Below are 16,311 nucleotides of genomic sequence, written 5' to 3' on the forward strand. Positions count from 1 at the left end.
ACCGCCGGGGCGGCGGTCGCGGCGCTGGGCTCGCTGCTGGCCCGGATCCTCGGCGTCTCCCGCACCACCCTGGCGATGGCCCGCGACCGGCACCTGCCGTCCGCGCTGGCCGCCGTGCGTCCGCGCTCCGGCGTGCCGCACCGCGCCGAGCTCGCCGTCGGCGCGGTGGTGGCCGTGGTGGCCGCCACGGCGGATCTGCGCGGCGCGATCGGCTTCTCCTCCTTCGGTGTCCTGGCCTACTACGCCATCGCCAACGCCTCCGCCTGGACCCTGGGCCCCGGCGAGGGGCGCCCGCCGCGGATCGTGCCGGCGGTGGGGCTGGCCGGGTGCGTGGTGCTGGCCTTCGCCCTGCCGCTCGCCTCGGTGCTCCTGGGCGCGGCGGTGCTGGCGGCCGGCGCCGCCTCGTACGGGGTGCGCCGCGCGGTCGCCGCCCGCCGGGCGTAGGCTCCCGGGGCCCGGCGCCCCGGGCCCGCCGTCGTCCGGCCGGACCTGATCGACTCGCCGGGACGCCGGACATCGGGAAGATTGGAGGGGTGCACGGCGACGGGCGGCAGGAGACGGGCGGGAGCAGGATCCGTGCCCGCGCCGTCCCTGTCATCGGCCGCCCGCCCTGGATGCTGCCCCTGCTGCTGATCCTGCTGGGGCTGGTGATCAATCTGCTGACCCCCGCCGACGTGTTCCTGAGCGCTCCGCTCGCCGCGTCGTCCCTGGTCGCCGCGGCCCTGTGGACGTTCCGCGGCACGGCTCTCACCGCGGCCGTCTCGATGACCGTGGTGACCGGCCTGCTGACGCGTGGGGACCTGCCCCTGGCGGAGATCCTGGTACGGCTGGCCACCAACGCCACCGTCAGTGTGCTGGCACTCGTCCTCAGCCGCGTCCTGCAGCACAGCGAGGTCAGTGTGGCCTCGGCCCACCGGGTCGCCGAGGCCGTCCAGCTCGCGGTGCTGCCCGTGCCGCCCGGCCGGGTCGGAGACCTGAGAATCGCCGTCCGCTACGAGGCCGCGCAGGCGCACGCCCGCATCGGCGGCGACCTGTACGGCGTGCAGCGGACGCCGTACGGGCTGCGGCTGCTGGTGGCCGACGTGCGCGGCAAGGGTACGGACGCCGTCGGCACGGCCACCGTCGTGCTCGGCGCCTTCCGGGAGGCGGCCGAGACCGAGGAGGACCTGGCGGCGGTCGCCGACCGCGTCGAGCACGCCCTGAACCGGGAGGCCGCGCAGCGCGAGACGGGAACGGGCCGCTCGGAGGAGTTCGCCACGGCCGTGCTCGCAGAGGTCCCGGCCGGGCAACCGGGGAGCCTGCGGATCGTCAACCGGGGCCATCCCCCGCCGGTGCTGCTGACCGGGGAGGGAGAGGTGCGGCTGCTGGAGCCGGACACGGGGGCGTACGCGCTGCCGCTGGGACTGGGTGACCTGGCGGGCGCCTCCGTGAGCGGGCGGACCGGACCGGTCCCCTTCCCGCCCGGCTCCCTGCTGCTGCTCCACACCGACGGCCTGACGGAGGCGCGGAACGCGGCGGACGTCTTCTACGACCTGGCGGAGGGGCTGCGCGGCCGGCGCTTCGCCGGGCCGGCGCCCCTGCTCGACCACCTCCTCGCGGACGTCGACGCGCACACTCGCGGGCACCGGTCCGACGACATGGCGCTGCTGGCGGTCATGCGCGACCCGGAGTCCCGGGAGCCCTCGGGGTCCTCGGAGCCCTCGGAGCCCTCGGAGCCCCCGGGGTTCCCGGAGCCTCCGGCCTCCGGTGACCTTCCGTAGCCGACGTACGCCCCTCCGCATAACATCTGAGGCAACGTCAGGCGGTGTGGCGTGCGTCTCACGCGCCGGTCCGGCGGTCGACTCGCCCGAATTGGCCCGCCAATGCCCCGATAGTCCTCCGTCAAGAAAGCCCCATGTCCGAAGAGGGGACTTGGAATCCGGAGCGCACCTCTATTAACGTTCGATAACGCAGCGCGGTCGTCACTGTCGCCGAAGAGGGCGGCACCGTGCGCCGTCGCCGAATCCCGTACGCGCGGCCCCGCCAACAGCGAGGACGCGCCCAGGGAACCGGGGAACCACCAATTGGGGTGAATCGGATTGATGCGGCATGCCCGTATGGATCCGTAGGAGACCTTCCTGCTCCGAACCCGTCAGCTAACCCGGTAGGCGAGAAGGAAGGAAAGGAGAGCGCCCCAGTGGCGTCCAGCAGCCCGGCCCCCGAGGTCTCGTACGACCCGCACACCGCCGCTTTCACCCCTTTCGGCCCGGAAGGCGACGGCGACCGGCCGGTGTGGAACCCGACCGAGGAGTCCGTCCGCCCGGTCCGCGGCCGGCACCGCGTCGCCAAGCAGCGCAACGGCATGGCCCGCAGCGGAGCGGTCCTCGGCGTCGGCATGATCGCCGCCGTCGGCGCGGGCGGCATAGCCACCGCCAAGGACAAGTCCCCGGTCGCCATCTCCCTGCCGGACGTGGACCTCGGCGCCGTGGCGGAGGGCATCCCCGTCGTCGGTGGCATGGTCTCCGGCGGTGACGACGGCGGCCCCGCCCCGCAGGGGGAGGCCACCAGCCCCTTCGGCGGCACCGTAACCCAGGCCGGCCTGGACACCTCCGACGCCACCACGACCGTCGTGACGGCGGACGCCGGCGAGGTGCTGCGGGCACGCATCCTCCAGCAGGCCGACCAGCAGCAGACCGGCGCCGCCCAGGCCGCGCTCGAGAAGGCCGCCGAGCAGGCCGCGGACGAGGCGGCCGACGAGGCCGCCGAGCAGGCCGCCGAAGAGGCGGAGAAGGCCGCCGCGGAGGAGGCCGAGCGCAAGCGCAAGGCCGCCGAGGAGGCGGCGCGCAAGGCCGAGGCCGAGCGCCTGGCCAAGCTCGCGGCCAGCTACACCCTCCCCCTCACCTCGTACCAGATCACCTCCACCTACGGCCAGTCCGGCTCGATGTGGGCCAACAACCACACCGGCCTGGACTTCGCGGCCCCCACCGGCACCCCGGTCAAGGCGGTGCACAGCGGCGAGATCGTCGAGGCGGGCTGGGCGGGCTCCTACGGCTACCGCATCATCCTCAGGCTCGACGACGGCACCGAGATCTGGTACTGCCACCTGTCCTCCATGACCGTCACCACCGGCAAGGTGACCACCGGCGACGTCATCGGCCGCGTCGGCTCCACCGGCAACTCCACCGGCGCGCACCTCCACCTGGAGGTCCGTCCCGGCGGCGGCGACCCGATCGACCCGCTGACCTGGCTGCGGAGCAAGGGCCAGTCCATCTGACGGCGGTCCGGCCGGCGGCCCGCGGGCCACGCACCCGCGTCCCCGCACGCCGGTTTCCACGCCCCGGCGGCCCTGGTGGCTCATCCCCCCCGACACCAGGGCCGCCGGTCCTCTCCCACCCGCGTGCGCCCGCAGTGCCCAAGGTGCCCAAGCTGCCCAAGGTGCCCACCGGGCCTGTCACGCCCGCCGTGCCGCCGCGGCCCGCTCCGCCGGCTGCCCGGGGCGCTCGGTGGAGAACAGCAGCCGGTAGCGCGCCACGTCGTTGCTCACCATCCCGGGGAAGTTCCGCACCCGCTCCCACAGCGGAGACGGCGAGCCGATGCCCCTGCCCGGCGCCTCCAGCGCGTCGATGTGCGCCTGCTCGCTCTCCCACTCCGCGTAGTTGACCACGCGTGTGCCGTCCGTGCTCAGGTGGAAGTGGGCCGAGATGCCGCCGGGCGGCAGGCCACCGCCGGCGCCGTCCTCCTCGATCGCGGCGGCCACGGTGTCCACCCACGCCCGCTGCCGCGCCTCGTCCGGCCCCTCGAACCCGACTTCCACGACCACCACGCACCCCGGCTCGGGCCGCCTCCCGCCCCGCTCCCGTCCGTTCCGCTCCCGCGGCAGGCTTCGGTAGAGCCGGGTGCGCGTCAGCCGCAGCCGCTCGATCCCCGGCACCGCGTCGTCGATCTCGTCGTTGCGCTCCTGCCGGTGGGTGCGCACGTACTCCTCGTACGCCTCCTCACCCGTCCACTGGGAGTAGTGCAGCAGCGTCCGGCCGTCGGTCCCCGCGTAGACGCTGTACGACAGCATGTCCGGCGTCGGCCACTCCCGCTTCCCCCAGGCGGCGGCGACGGCGTCCGCGGCGGCCCGCTGCCGCTCGGGCGTGCCGACGTCCCAGACGCTGATGAGGACGGCTCCGGCCTCGGGGCGGGCGGGGTCGGGATGTACGGGTGTCACGGACATGGGTGTGCCTCCTCGTCGGTCGCATGGCGTGCCCTCATGCCACGGAACCACCTTCACAGTTGAAGTCGCCTTGAAGTCAAGGAGGCTCGGGCCGGTCTCCCCGGTTCGGAGCGGCCCGCCCTCCCCACCGGCACCCGGACGGCCGTTAGCCTCGGCTCCGACCGGTACGGCGGGAGGCGGAGGCTGACCATGGGGGCGAGGGCGAGGGCGAGGGCGAGGGCGAGGGCGAACGGCGCGGCCGGCACGAACGGCGCGGCGACGGGGGAGGGCTCCTCCCCGCGGTTCACCAGGACGGTCTGGTGGTTCGTGTTCCACACGGCGTGCGCCACTGCCGCGGTGGCCCTGGCCTACCTCGCCCCGGCCGCGCCGCTGAGCCGGTGGCTGAGGGGCCCGGCCACACTGACCGCCTGCCTCCTGATCCCGCTGGCGGCCCTGCTGGTGCCCGTACTCGAACCGCGCTCCGTCCCGTGGAACCGGCGCAAGGCCGCCTGGCAGCTCGCCTTCCCCGTCCTCACCGGGGTCGTGCTGGGCGTCACCGCCGGGCAGGCCGGGCACGACGACGGCCTGCGGGAGCGGGGGCGGTGGACGCAGGCCGTGGTCGTGGAGAAGAGGAGCGGGAAGACCGACCGGTGCGTCCTGCGCGACCTCTCCGGCAGGGAGGTCTCCCCCGACCTGACGCAGGGCAGCGGCTGCGAAAGGCACGTGGCGGAGGGCGACGTCCTGCGCGTACTCCACGACCCCGAGGGCGCGGCCGAGCCCGCCACGGACGAGGACACCCCCTCGTACGACGGTGTCCTGGTGGGGGCCGCACTGGCGCATGTGGCGCTGGGCACCTGGGGCAGCGCGCGCATGCCGCGCCTGAACCCGGGGAGCCGGACGAACCCGGTGAACCCCGCGCGCCCCGGGCACGGCGGCCGGTCCGCGCGGACCGGCCGCCGGCCGTGAACGGCCCACTGCCGGATCAGGCGGGCAGCCGCTCCTCGATCGCGGCGACGACCTCGTCCGCCTCCGGCTCGGTGCGCGGGCGGAACCGGGCGGCGGGGGTGCCGTCCGCCGCGATGAGGAACTTCTCGAAGTTCCACTGCACGTCCCCGGCCTGCCCCTCGGCGTCGGCCAGCTTCGTCAGCTCGGCGTAGAGCGGGTGCCTGCCGTCCCCGTTGACGTCGATCTTCTCCAGCATCGGGAAGGTGACGCCGTAGGTGGCCGAGCAGAACGTCCCGATCTCCTCGGCGGTGCCGGGCTCCTGGCCCATGAACTGGTTGCACGGCACGCCGACCACGGTGAACCCGCGGTCGGCGTACTTCTTCTGCAGCCGCTCCAGGCCCTCGTACTGCGGGGTCAGCCCGCACTTGGACGCGACGTTGACGATCAGCAGCACCTTGCCCCGGTGCTCGCCGAGGGTGGTGGGCTCGCCGGTCAGGGTGCGCAGGGGGATGTCGTAGAGGCTCATGCGCCCTGTCTAGCAGAGTTCGCGTCCGCGCCCGCCGTGAGCCTTGACACCCTCCAGGAACGTTTCCCACGCCCCCGCCGGAAACCTCAGCACGGGCCCGCCCGCCCCCTTGCTGTCCCGCACCGCCACGCTCCCCGGCCCGTACGCCGCCTCCACGCACTCGGTCGCTCCCGCGCCACTGTACGAGGACTTGAACCACTCGGTCCAGCCGTCTGTGGACTGCCGTCGCATCAAAGCTCCTCGCAGGCTCGCTCGATGATGGCCGCCGACGCCGAGACGTCCAGCGCCTGCGCTCGCAGGTATTCGAACGCCAACCCATAGCGCTCCAGTTCCTCCGGCTTCTCCATGAACAGGCCACCGCCGAGGATGTCCACATAGACCACGTCCAGCGCGGGTGTGGGACCGCCCAGCTCTGCGTCAGCGAACTGGTCGCGAACGTCATCCTGCACGTCGGCGAGGGCGCGTCGATCACACTGCGCTTCTCGGCTCGCGGGCGGCGTCTCCGCATCGAGTTGGCCGACCCTGACCCCCGCCGGATCCCCGTCCTTCTCTCCAGCCCGGACGACGCGGAGTCGGGACGAGGCGTGGCGCTGCTCGATGCGGTGGCCGCCGACTGGGGTGTAGTCCTCCATGCGGACGGCAAGGTCACGTGGTGCGAGTTGGACATCGCCCCCGGCGCCCCGGAGCACCTGCCCGGAAATCCGCGCCCCGTTGGAGCGGACGTGCTCCTCAACCTCTACGGCCGCACGGAGCCGACGTCCGGCCGTCTGACCGGCGTTGTCACCGAAGACGCGGCCGTACGGCTGATCGCCGACGTCCTCCACTGGCTGAGCGCCCACGGCCACGACCCGGACACAGCACTCGACCACGCACAGACGCGCTTCGAGGCGATGGCGACGCCGGCGGACGCCGGCCTGTGGAACTGACGGCCTCGGCGGTCACGCACCGCTCGCGACGGCCGTGTGCGTCCACACGTCCGCCGGAAGCGGGTGAGCGAGCCGCCACACGACGCCCATCGGACGGCTGCCCTTGTGGGACACGTACTCGGCCGGGCCCAGCAGCATCCAGGGTCCGGGGCCGCCCATGTCCGTCGTCTTGAAGCGCCGGGCGAAGAGCAGGACGTGGGTGCCGAGCTCCCGGTGGTGCCGGTAGCGCCGCCCGGTGGGGGAGGCCTCGGAGGTGGTGCTCTGGGACTCCCAGTGGAACAGCTCCTGGCTCAGGGCGTAGTCCTTGTACCGCGTCTGCGGGGAGAAGTCCTTCTCGTCCTTCTCCAGCGTCACGAGCAGGGCGTCGGTGCGCAGGTTCTCGCACCAGCGCACCCCCTCGCGGAAGTTGACCGGCCTGAGGCCGTCCAGATCCGCCTGGCCCAGGGCGGTCAGGATCTCCTCGCGGTTGTAGAAGGCGTGGACTGTCAGGGGGACGGAGGCGTGCGGGCCGTCGAGCGGAATCGGGTAGTGCCCGGTGTGCTCCAGGTTGTACCCCAGGAGTTGGCGCACCTCGTCGCGGAACGCGGTCTGCCCGCGCAGGGACTCCAACCCCTCCCCGTAGTCGTCGAAGCCCCCACCGCCCGGCCACAGGGAGAAGAACAGCATCCGGGCGTACGCCTGCTCCCTCGGGGCCAGCGACGCGTAGTGCGGGGCGCCGTCGGTGAGGAGGCGGGTGTAGGCGGTCACCCGCTCGGGGTCGTCCACGTGCAGGAAGGCCGAAGCGCGCCTGAGCAACTCGGCTTCCCCGTCCGGCGCCGCGCCGGATATGAGCCCGGCGCGGCGCAGCAGGCCGGTCCAGGAGTTCTTCCCCCGATACAGGTCCCTGGGCTCCCGTCCGCTCTCGCGGAGGTAGGAGCCGAGGCTTGGCTCGGCGTAGGAGGCGATCTCGCGGGCGAGCCGGGTGGCGTTGACGGTGATGTTGCTCCGGATGTTCTCCAGGACACGTTCCTTCGACTTGCGGTCGAGGACGATCTGGCAGCCGGAGGGGAGTTGGGGGAAGTCCTCCTCTGCATGGCGGAGCAGTCTGGTGCGGCCGAGGTCGGTCAGCGCGCGGAACCGCTCCTCGAAGCGGAACTCCCGGCGGTGCTGGCCGATGAAGTCCAGCACGGTGAGCACGGCTTTGTCCTGTGTGCGGCGCAGTCCGCGTCCGAGTTGCTGGAGGAAGACGGTGGCGCTGGAGGTGGGGCGCAGGAGCAGCAGGGTGTCGACGTCCGGGATGTCCACGCCCTCGTTGAACAGGTCGACGGAGAACAGCACCTGGATCCTGCCGTCGCGCAGCCCCGCCAGGGCCTCGGCGCGCTCGGCGTCCGGGGTGGAGCCGTCGACGGCCTTCGCCGCGATGCCCGCCCGGTCGAAGGAGTCCGCCATGAAGCGCGCGTGCCTGACGGAGACGCAGAAGCCCAGCGCCCGCATGGAGCCGGGGTCGGCCACCTTGTCCAGCACGGCGCCGACGATGAGCCTGGCCCGGGCGTGGTCGCCGGTGAGGAGGTTGTCGAGCTCGCCGGTGTCGTACGCCCCGCGCTTCCAGGTGACCGACTCCAGGTCCGTGGTGTCGGCGATGCCGAAGTAGTGGAAGGGGGAGAGCAGTTCGTTCTCCAGCGCCTCCCACAGCCGCAGCTCGGCTGCGATGCGGCCGTCGAAGAACTCGTCCTGGACGTTGCGCCCGTCCATGCGCTCCGGGGTGGCGGTCAGCCCCAGGAGCTCGGTGGGCCGGAAGTGATCGATGACGCGCCGGTAGGTGGCGGCCGTGGCGTGGTGGAACTCGTCGATCACCACGACGTCGAAGTGGTCCGGCGCCAGGCGTGCCAGGGCGGCGGGTCTCGACAGCGACTGGACACTGGCGAAGACGTGCCGCCAGTCGCGGGGGACCTCGCCGCCGGTGAACAGTGAGCCGAAGTTCCCGTCGGTCAGCACGTCCTGGTAGGTGCGCAGCGACTGCTTCAGGATCTCCTGGCGATGGGCGACGAAGAGCAGTCTGAGGTCGCGCCCGAGCTCCCGCCGCAAGGCCCGGTAGTCGAGGGCGGCCATGACGGTCTTGCCCGTGCCGGTGGCGGCCACCAGCAGGTTGCGGTGGCGGCCGTGGACGGCGCGCTCGATCCGGAGCCGCTCCAGCATGTCCTGCTGGTGCGGGAAGGGGCGGACCTCCAACCCGGAGAGAGTGACGGCCCGGGTGTCACCCTGCGGTCTCCTGCCCCCGGCCTGTGCGAGCGCCTCGTCGAGCCGCGAGACGTCGGCCTCGCTGTCGGGGTCGTAGGGCTCGAAGGCGGGATCGCTCCAGTAGGAGTCGAAGGTCGCCTCGAACTTCCTCAGCACCGCGGGCGTCGCCACCGACGACAGCCTGACGTTCCACTCCAGGCCGTCCAGCAGGGCGGCCCGCGAGAGGTTGGAGCTGCCGACGTAGGCCGTGTCGAAGCCGCTGCCGCGGCGGAACAGCCACGCCTTGGCGTGCAGCCGGGTGGAGCGCAGCTCGTAGTTGACCCGCACCTCGGCACCGAAGCGCTTCGCCAGGCGGTCGAGCGCATGCCGCTCGGTGGCGCCGATGTAGGTGGTGGTGATGACGCGGATGGGCACATTCCGCTCGGCGGCCTCCCGCAGGGAGTCCTCCAGCACCCGCAGTCCGTGCCACTTGACGAAGGCGCACAGCAGGTCGACGCGGTCGGCCGTGGCGAGCTCGGCACGCAGCTCGTGGCCCAGACCGGGGTCCTCGGGAGCGTTGGTGATCAGGGCGGCGTCGGACAGCGGGATCGAGGGGCGGCGGAGCTCGTAGACGCCCTGGGCCTGCTGCCGGGCGACGGCGACGAGCTGCCTCGGGCCCTCGGCGACGCGGTCGATCCACTCCTCGGCGCCCTCCCTGGTCGCCAGTGCGTCCAGGATCCGGTTGGCCTCGCCGACCCGTTCCTCCTCGGAGGGCAGTGATTCCAGCACGCGGCGGACGGCCTCGGCTATGTGCCGGGCCAGGACATGGGGCGAGGACTGCTCGCCCACCTTCTCCTCGACGGCGCGCCACTCGCCGCCGTCCAGCGCCCGTAGCCGCTCCTCCAGACGTGCGGTGACCAACTGCTCGTACAGGCCCGGGGCCGGTGCCGTACCCTGCGCGGCGGGCCGTCCGGTGGACTGCTCCGCGATGGCGTCGGCCACGGGCGCTCCCCTCCTCGTCTCGGCGGTCGCCCGGTATCGGCGGCCGGTGCCGGCCGTTCTATCAGCAGGCACCGACAGTCCGTACGCCGGCCCGGCCGGCCGCCGGCCCCGTCAGGGGAGACGGCGGAAGAGGAGGTCGCGGACAACGTGGCCCTTGTCCAGGCCCTGCCGCTCGAAGCGGGTCAGCGGCCGGAAGTCCGGGCGCGGCGCGAAGCCGCCGTCCGCCTGCGTGTTCTCCAGGGCCGGGCAGTCGGTGAGGACCTGGAGCATCTGCTCGGCGTAGGGCTCCCAGTCGGTGGCGCAGTGCAGCAGTCCGCCCGGCCGCAGCCGGGAGGCGGCCAGCTCCACGAACTCCGGCTGGACGATGCGGCGCTTGTGGTGGCGCTTCTTGGGCCACGGGTCCGGGAAGAAGACGCGGATCCCGGCGAGGGAGCCGGGGGCGAGCATCTCGCGCAGCAGGATGATCGCGTCGCCGTTGGCGACCCGGACGTTGGACAGCCCCTGCCGTTCGGCCTGCCCCAGCAGGTTGCCCTGGCCGGGGGTGTGGACGTCGGCGGCGAGGATGCCGGTGGCGGGGTCGTCGGCGGCCATCCGCACGGTGGCCTCGCCCATGCCGAAACCGATCTCCAGGACCACCGGCGAGCCGGGCGGGAGGGTGTCGAAGAGTTCGTCGAGGTCGAGGCGGCGGTCGCCGTCGATCTCCACGCCCCACTCCGGCCACAGCCGCAGCAGCGCGTCCCGCTGGGCGGCGGTGACGCGGCTGCGGCGCGGCTGGAAGCTGCGGATGCGGCGCTCGTGGCGGTCCCCGACAGGGTTGGCGGAGGGGCCGGTGCCGTCGGGGAACATGGCGCTCTGCGCGCTCTGGGAGTTCTGCGCGCTCCGCGCGTCCCGTGCGGGGGCCGCGAGCGCTCCGGGCACTCCGGGGCGCGTTTCGGGTGCTTCTGCCACTTCGGTGGGCTGGGGGGTTTTCTCGGACACAGTGCGTACGAGTCTACGGCCGCCCGGCGCGGACCCCGGCGGCAGCGGAGGGCCGGACCGGGGAGGATCCCACCGCGGCCCGGGGGTGGGTGGGGGCTGACGCCGTGTGGGATCGTGTGCCCCTGACGGTCGGCACCGAGGAGGCGGACGGGATGGCGGACGGAACGGCGGACGGAACGGCGGACGGCGCCGCGCGGCCGGGCGGCGGGAGCGGGATCGACAGCTCCCGGCCCCACTCGGCCCGGATCTGGAACTACCTGGCGGGCGGCAAGGACTACTACGAGGTCGACGCGGACGCCGCCGAGAAGGTCCTGGCGGCCTTCCCCGGCATGCGCGACATCACCCGCACCTCCCGCGCCTTCATCGGGCGCGTGGTGACGCACCTGGCCGGGCAGGAGGGGATCCGGCAGTTCCTGGACATCGGCACCGGCCTGCCGACCAGGGACAACACCCACGAGGTCGCCCAGCGCACCGCACCCGGGTCCCGGATCGTCTACGTCGACAACGACCCCCTGGTGCTTGTGCACGCCCGTGCCCTGCTCACCAGCTCCCCCGAGGGCGCGTGCGACTACATCGACGCCGACGTCCGCGACCCCGACCGCATCCTGGCCGAGGCCGCGCGGACGCTGGACTTCTCTCGCCCGGTCGGGCTGATGCTCATGGGCATCCTGGGCCTGGTCCCCGACCACGACGAGGCCCGCGCGGTGGTGCGGCGGCTGGTCGACGCCCTGCCGCCGGGCAGCTTCCTCGGCCTGAACGACGGCTCCACCGCCGACCCGGTCTACGTCCAGGCCATCGAGAACCACAACGCCCGGGGCACCGCCACCCCCTACACCCCGCGCAGCCCGGAGGAGATCGCGGACTTCTTCGAGGGGCTGGAGCTGCTGGAGCCCGGTGTCGTCTCGTGCTCGCGGTGGCGGCCGGAGGGCGAGCCGGGGCCGGAGACGGCCGTGTACGGCGGGCTCGCGCGCAAGCCGTAGGGCCGCCGCGGCTCCGGGCTGCCGCGGTCCCGGGACGGTCGCGGCCCCGGACAGCGGGGCCGCACCCGGGCGGGTCTCAGCGCGCGGCGTCCAGCGCCGCCAGCGCCCGCCGCGCCACCTCGCGGCCGATCGGCAGGGACGCCGTCGCCGCGGGGGAGGGCGCGTTGAGGACGTGGACGGTGTGCGGGGCCTCGGTGATCAGGAAGTCGTCGACCAGCGTGCCGTCCCGCCCGACCGCCTGGGCCCGCACCCCGGCCGGGGCGGGGCGCAGATCGGCGGCCTCCACCTCCGGCAGCAGCCGGCGCACCGCCTCGGTGAAGGCCGCCTTCGACAGCGAGCGGCGCAGCTCCCCGGCCCCGTAGCGCCAGTGGCGGCGGGCGATGTGCCAGAAGCCGGGCCAGCCCAGCGTCCCCGCGAGGTCGCGGGCGTCGGCGGTGCGCCGGCGGTAGCCCTCGCGGGCCAGGGCGGGCACGGCGTTGGGGCCGATGTGGACCGAGCCGTCGATGCCGCGCGTGAGGTGGACGCCCAGGAACGGGAACGCCGGATCCGGCACCGGGTAGACCAGGCCCCGCACCAGGGAGCCGCGCTCCGGGGCCAGCTCGTGGTACTCCCCGCGGAACGGCACGATCCGCACCGGCGGCGCGTCGCCCGCCAGACGGGCCACCCGGTCGCAGTGCAGCCCCGCGCAGTTGACCATGGCGCGGGCCCGCACCACCGCGCCCGCGGCCGTACGGACGGCCACGCCCACACCCGGGCGGCGGTCCACGGCGGTGACCTCGGCGCCGGTGCGCACCTCGGCGCCGGCCGCCTCCACCAGGCGGGCCAGCTCGGCGGCGACCGCGCCGTAGTCGCAGACGCCGGTGGTGGCCACGTGGATGGCCGCCAGGCCGTTCACGTGGGGCTCGTACTCGGCGATCTGGGCCGGGCCCAGCTCGCGCACCGGGATGCCGTTCTCCCGGCCGCGCTGCACCAGCGCGTGCAGCCGGGGCAGCTCCGCGCGCTCGGTGGCGACGATCAGCTTCCCCGTCACCCGGTGCGCGATGCCGTGCTCCGCGCAGAACTTGACCATCTCCGTCGCGCCCCGCACCGCGAAGCGTGCCTTGAGCGAACCGGGGCGGTAGTAGACGCCGCTGTGGATCACCCCGCTGTTGCGGCCGGTCTGGTGCAGGGCCGGGCCGGCCTCCTTCTCCAGCACCACCACCCGCGTACCGGGCCGGGCGCGGGTGAGCGCGTACGCCGTCGACAGGCCGACGATCCCGCCGCCGACCACCAGCACGTCGCAGTCGTACGCCGCCCGCCGGCCGCCCGGCGCGCGGCCGGACGGGGAAGGGGAGGGTGAGGAGGCGGCCGAGGAGACAGTGGACACGTCATCCATCATGGCCCGGACCGCCGGCGGACAACCGTCCGGCCGCGCGCCGGAGATGTGAACGGATCATGGGGGAGGCCCGTACGGCCCGCCCCCGGGCGCACCGGACGTGCCGCCCGCACCGGACGTACGGCGCCCGCCGGCCCTCCCCGCTCCCGCGAGCGAGGCGGAGGGGGCGGAGGGGGCAGGCGAGGCGGACGGGGCGGGTGCGGTGAGCGCGGCGGGCCGGGGCGCCGTGTCACGCCGGCGCGGCGAGCAGCGGGCGCGCCCGCTCCCGCAGCTCCGCCACGCGCGGCTCGTCGCCGTACGGCTCCAGCCGGTGCAGCAGGTCCCGCACGTACTCGGTCGTCCGCGCCGAGGAGATGCGCCCGGCGACCTCCACCGCCCGCGTGCCCGCCGCGCAGGCCGCGTCCAGGTTGCCCGACTCCAGCTCCGCGACCGCCGACACCACCAGCCGCAGGCCGTGCGAGCGGACGAACTCCTCCGTCGGCCGCGACAGCGCCTGCTCGGTGAAGCGGCGCACCTGGCGCGGGGCCTTCAGGTCGCGGTAGCACTCGGCGGCGTCGGCGGCGAGGCGGTCGTAGGAGTAGAAGTCGAGCCAGGACGGGTCCGGGTCGCCGTCGCGGGAACGCTCCAGCCAGCCCTCGGCCGCCGCCAGCGAGGTGCCGCAGGCCGCCGAGTCGCCGGCCTTGGCCAGGGCGCGGGCCTCGACCAGGTGGAAGAAGCTCATCGTGCGGGCCGTGGCCAGGCCGCGGTTGCGCTCCAGCGCCGCCTGCGCCAGGTCCACGCCCTCGTCGGCGAAGCCGCGGTACGTCGCCTGCAGCGACATCGACGCCAGCACGTACCCGCCCAGCGGCACGTCCGCCGCCGCCCGGGCCAGCCGCAGGGCCTGGATGTAGTAGCGCTGCGCGGCCTCCTGCTGACCGGTGTCGAAGGCCATCCATCCGGCCAGGCGCGTCAGTTCGGCGGTTGCCCCGAACAGCGAGCGCCCCACCTCGTCGCTGTAGGAACCCAGCAGCAGCGGGGTGGCGTCCACCCGCAGGCACTCGGGCACCATCGACGAACGCCAGTCGCCCCCGCCGTACTTGGAGTCCCAGCGCCGGGCCTCCTGGGCGGCCTCCCGCAGCTTGGCCACATCGCTGTGGCCCACGCGCAGGGAGGTCGGGACGGGCGGGTGCGGGCGCTGCTCGTCGGCGGGGCCGGACAGCGGGCCCGCGCCCGCGGTCCCGGGCCCGGCCGGGACGATTCCGGCAGTCCCGGCCAGTGCCGACGCGTCCCGCGCCACCGAGCTGTCGGCGGGCTTGATGAGCCAGCGCGAGGTGGGCACGGCGTAGGCGCTCACCGAGAACGAGCCCGCCAGCGACTGCCACACGCCCCCGCCCGCGCCGCGCCGCCCGGCCGGATCCAGCCGGTACAGCTCGGTGGCAGACCGCACGGCCGCGCCGACGTCGCGGGGGAAGGCCAGGCCGACCTCCGGGGCCGGGTCGGCGTCCGCCAGGCCGATCTCGTGCAGCGGGACGGGACGCCCCAGCTTGCTGCCGATCGCGGCGGCGATCAGATGGGGGGCCACGCCCTGCGGCACCATGCCCTTGGACACCCAGCGGGCGACCGACGTCTTGTCGTAGCGGAGTGTCAGTCCTCTCTGCGCTCCCAGGTCGTTGACCCGGCGGGCGAGCCCGGCGTTGCTGATTCCGGCGAGGGCGAGGACGGCACCGAGTTTCTCGTTCGGCCCGCGTGGCTCCCTGGACATGCGCACCCCTGACACACACCGACGGCCACCCCGTGCCGCGCACACGGGGCATTCGTCAACCCAGCGTAGTTCGCCGCATCCCTACCGTTAAGGGCCGTCTTCCGGGATGGCGGGATTCGTGCAGGCTCCGCGGAGCGCGGACCGGCGGCGCGCGAACGGCGCGCGGGGCGCCGACGGACACTCCAAACCGCACCGCGCATGCCCCCCTGGCGTGTGCTCCGGGTGTGTGCCGATGCGCCTGTCCGTGCGCTCTGTGCGGCCCGCGGAGGAGGCGTTTCCATGGATGCTGCGTGGGTCGGCCCACCGCACTGGTACCGGTGGGCTGGGGGAATGCCGTCGTCCCATTCCCCGCGGACGGCGGTCCGGTCCGGGAGGTGACGAAGCCTCCCGGGCTGCCGGCGAAGCGCCGGGGAAGTGCCGGCGGCAAGCCGACGGTGCGCCGACGAGATGCCGACGATGATTCATTAGGCATATCTCACGGCAAATATTTGGCCGAATGACGCCGCTCCCGGCGGAGTCGTCCGGCGGGCCGGTACGGCGCCGGGGTCCGGCGCCGACTTCCGTGTGTCCGCGTCCCCCTGCGCCTCCCGTACGCCCATCCCGTGGCAGCATGGTCCGCAGCGACGGCGGTTGACGGCCGCCGACGGTGACCCGCCACCGATCGGCCGCCGCCGACGGCGAGTTACCGAGTCACGGGGCCATGCGGAGGCGACGATGCGGTGGTTGGTGGGATGGGCCGCAGACCACGCCTCCGGCGCGGGCGGCGCGGCCAGACCGGGGCAGACGATCCAGCCGGTGGGCGCAAGGCAGTTGTGGGACGGCCCCGACCCGCTGTGGGCGGTCGGCGACTGGCGGCCCGACGAGGTGCGCCTGGTCGAGGCCGACGGCGGCGGCAGACTCGCGGTGCTGGGCTCCTGCGGGGCCTCCGACGAGCAACTGCGCATCGGACTGTTCGCCGCCCGCGGCGGCGCCCTGCGCCACCTGACCGCCTGGCCCGGCAGCTACACCGCCGTCGTACGCGTCGGCCGCCGCGTCACCGTCACCACCGACCTCGCCGGCGCCCGGCCCGTCTTCCACACCCCGTGGGCGGGCGGCACCGCCTACGCCACCGCCGCGCTGCCGCTGGCCGACCTGATCGAGGCGCAGCTCGACGTCGGACACCTCGCCGCCCTCCTCGCCTGCCCCGACGCGCCCGAGGCCCTCGGCGACGGCACGCCGTACGCGGGGGTGCGCCGCGTGGCTCCCGGCCACGCGCTGGTCATGCGCGACGGCCGCAGCCGCGAGACCGTCAGCTACGAACCCGCCGTGCCCACCGTCGTCGCCGCGCCCCCGGTGGACGCGGAGGCGGCGGTCGCCGGGGTGCGCGAGGCGCTGGTGGACGCGGTACGGGTGCGGCTGGCCGCCCCGCGCCACGCGCCCGTGCCCGACCTCGGCAGCCTCGACCCCGGGCCGATCCCCGGCATGG

Annotated in this window: 13 protein-coding genes, 3 pseudogenes and 1 riboswitch; of the genes and pseudogenes, 8 read left to right on the forward strand and 8 right to left on the reverse strand. The window is 74.3% G+C overall.

All coding sequences use genetic code 11. From position 1 onward, the window contains the following. From ACLIYP_RS24220 to ACLIYP_RS24230, 3 genes are all read left to right on the forward strand, one after another. The coding region (locus tag ACLIYP_RS24220; protein WP_412715232.1) for an amino acid permease at positions 1-444 on the forward strand (444 nt) is incomplete at its 5' end. An 89-nt stretch (positions 445-533) separates the two neighbouring features. Next, positions 534-1,760 (forward strand): PP2C family protein-serine/threonine phosphatase, encoded by a 1,227-nt coding sequence (locus tag ACLIYP_RS24225; RefSeq protein ID WP_412715233.1) that lies wholly within the window; start codon positions 534-536, stop codon positions 1,758-1,760. A 226-nt stretch (positions 1,761-1,986) separates the two neighbouring features. Next, positions 1,987-2,165, forward strand: a riboswitch (cyclic di-AMP (ydaO/yuaA leader). Positions 2,166-2,176: 11 nt separating this feature from the next. Continuing rightward, on the forward strand, positions 2,177-3,253 hold the full coding sequence (locus ACLIYP_RS24230) for a M23 family metallopeptidase (RefSeq protein ID WP_412715234.1): 1,077 nt from the start codon (positions 2,177-2,179) through the stop codon (positions 3,251-3,253). 177 nt (positions 3,254-3,430) lie between these two features. Here the strand turns inward: ACLIYP_RS24230 and ACLIYP_RS24235 are convergent, their stop codons facing one another. Next, positions 3,431-4,198 carry an antibiotic biosynthesis monooxygenase gene (locus tag ACLIYP_RS24235; RefSeq protein ID WP_412715235.1) on the reverse strand — a complete coding sequence of 256 codons (768 nt, stop codon included), beginning with the start codon at positions 4,196-4,198 and terminating at the stop codon, positions 3,431-3,433. A gap of 189 nt (positions 4,199-4,387) precedes the next feature. On the opposite strand from ACLIYP_RS24235, the gene ACLIYP_RS24240 reads away from it, so the two are divergent. Next, positions 4,388-5,143, forward strand: coding sequence for a hypothetical protein (locus tag ACLIYP_RS24240; RefSeq protein WP_412715236.1), 756 nt, complete (start codon positions 4,388-4,390; stop codon positions 5,141-5,143). 16 nt (positions 5,144-5,159) lie between these two features. Here the strand turns inward: ACLIYP_RS24240 and ACLIYP_RS24245 are convergent, their stop codons facing one another. The 3 genes and pseudogenes from ACLIYP_RS24245 to ACLIYP_RS24255 form a co-directional block, all read right to left on the reverse strand. After that, positions 5,160-5,648 carry a glutathione peroxidase gene (locus ACLIYP_RS24245; RefSeq protein ID WP_412715237.1) on the reverse strand — a complete coding sequence of 163 codons (489 nt, stop codon included), beginning with the start codon at positions 5,646-5,648 and terminating at the stop codon, positions 5,160-5,162. Positions 5,649-5,657: 9 nt separating this feature from the next. After that, positions 5,658-5,879, reverse strand: coding sequence for a DUF397 domain-containing protein (locus tag ACLIYP_RS24250; protein WP_412715238.1), 222 nt, complete (start codon positions 5,877-5,879; stop codon positions 5,658-5,660). Then, positions 5,879-6,058 (reverse strand): annotated as a pseudogene (locus ACLIYP_RS24255) (Scr1 family TA system antitoxin-like transcriptional regulator); the annotation flags it as partial. The gene ACLIYP_RS24250 and the pseudogene ACLIYP_RS24255, both read right to left, overlap by 1 nt. A gap of 33 nt (positions 6,059-6,091) precedes the next feature. Between ACLIYP_RS24255 and ACLIYP_RS24260 the strand changes: the two are divergent. Both ACLIYP_RS24260 and ACLIYP_RS24265 read left to right on the forward strand, forming a co-directional pair. Then, a pseudogene (locus ACLIYP_RS24260) lies at positions 6,092-6,211 on the forward strand (ATP-binding protein); the annotation flags it as partial. Positions 6,212-6,232: 21 nt separating this feature from the next. Further along, positions 6,233-6,574, forward strand: a complete 342-nt coding sequence (locus ACLIYP_RS24265) for a hypothetical protein (protein ID WP_412715239.1) — start codon at positions 6,233-6,235, stop codon at positions 6,572-6,574. Between the two features lie 12 nt (positions 6,575-6,586). Here the strand turns inward: ACLIYP_RS24265 and ACLIYP_RS24270 are convergent, their stop codons facing one another. Beyond that, positions 6,587-9,772, reverse strand: coding sequence for a DUF3427 domain-containing protein (locus ACLIYP_RS24270; protein ID WP_412715240.1), 3,186 nt, complete (start codon positions 9,770-9,772; stop codon positions 6,587-6,589). A 111-nt stretch (positions 9,773-9,883) separates the two neighbouring features. After that, the gene (gene trmB / locus ACLIYP_RS24275; RefSeq protein WP_412715241.1) at positions 9,884-10,750 is read right to left on the reverse strand and encodes a tRNA (guanosine(46)-N7)-methyltransferase TrmB; all 867 of its coding nucleotides are present in this window, start codon (positions 10,748-10,750) and stop codon (positions 9,884-9,886) included. A 152-nt stretch (positions 10,751-10,902) separates the two neighbouring features. Between trmB and ACLIYP_RS24280 the strand changes: the two genes are divergently transcribed. Beyond that, on the forward strand, positions 10,903-11,730 hold the full coding sequence (locus tag ACLIYP_RS24280; protein WP_412715242.1) for an SAM-dependent methyltransferase: 828 nt from the start codon (positions 10,903-10,905) through the stop codon (positions 11,728-11,730). Between the two features lie 76 nt (positions 11,731-11,806). Here ACLIYP_RS24280 and lhgO read toward each other — a convergent pair whose 3' ends face one another. Both lhgO and ACLIYP_RS24290 read right to left on the reverse strand, forming a co-directional pair. Then, positions 11,807-13,006 (reverse strand): L-2-hydroxyglutarate oxidase, encoded by a 1,200-nt coding sequence (gene lhgO / locus ACLIYP_RS24285; protein WP_412715244.1) that lies wholly within the window; start codon positions 13,004-13,006, stop codon positions 11,807-11,809. A 328-nt stretch (positions 13,007-13,334) separates the two neighbouring features. Then, complete coding sequence (locus ACLIYP_RS24290) at positions 13,335-14,846, reverse strand: MFS transporter (protein WP_412715243.1); 1,512 nt, start codon at positions 14,844-14,846, stop codon at positions 13,335-13,337. A 714-nt stretch (positions 14,847-15,560) separates the two neighbouring features. Here ACLIYP_RS24290 and ACLIYP_RS24295 point away from each other — a divergent pair. Continuing rightward, positions 15,561-16,311: pseudogene (locus ACLIYP_RS24295) on the forward strand (asparagine synthase-related protein); the annotation flags it as partial.

It is taken from the genome of Streptomyces nanhaiensis (genome assembly GCF_046614825.1).
In the GTDB taxonomy this organism is placed as follows: domain Bacteria; phylum Actinomycetota; class Actinomycetes; order Streptomycetales; family Streptomycetaceae; genus Streptomyces; species Streptomyces radiopugnans.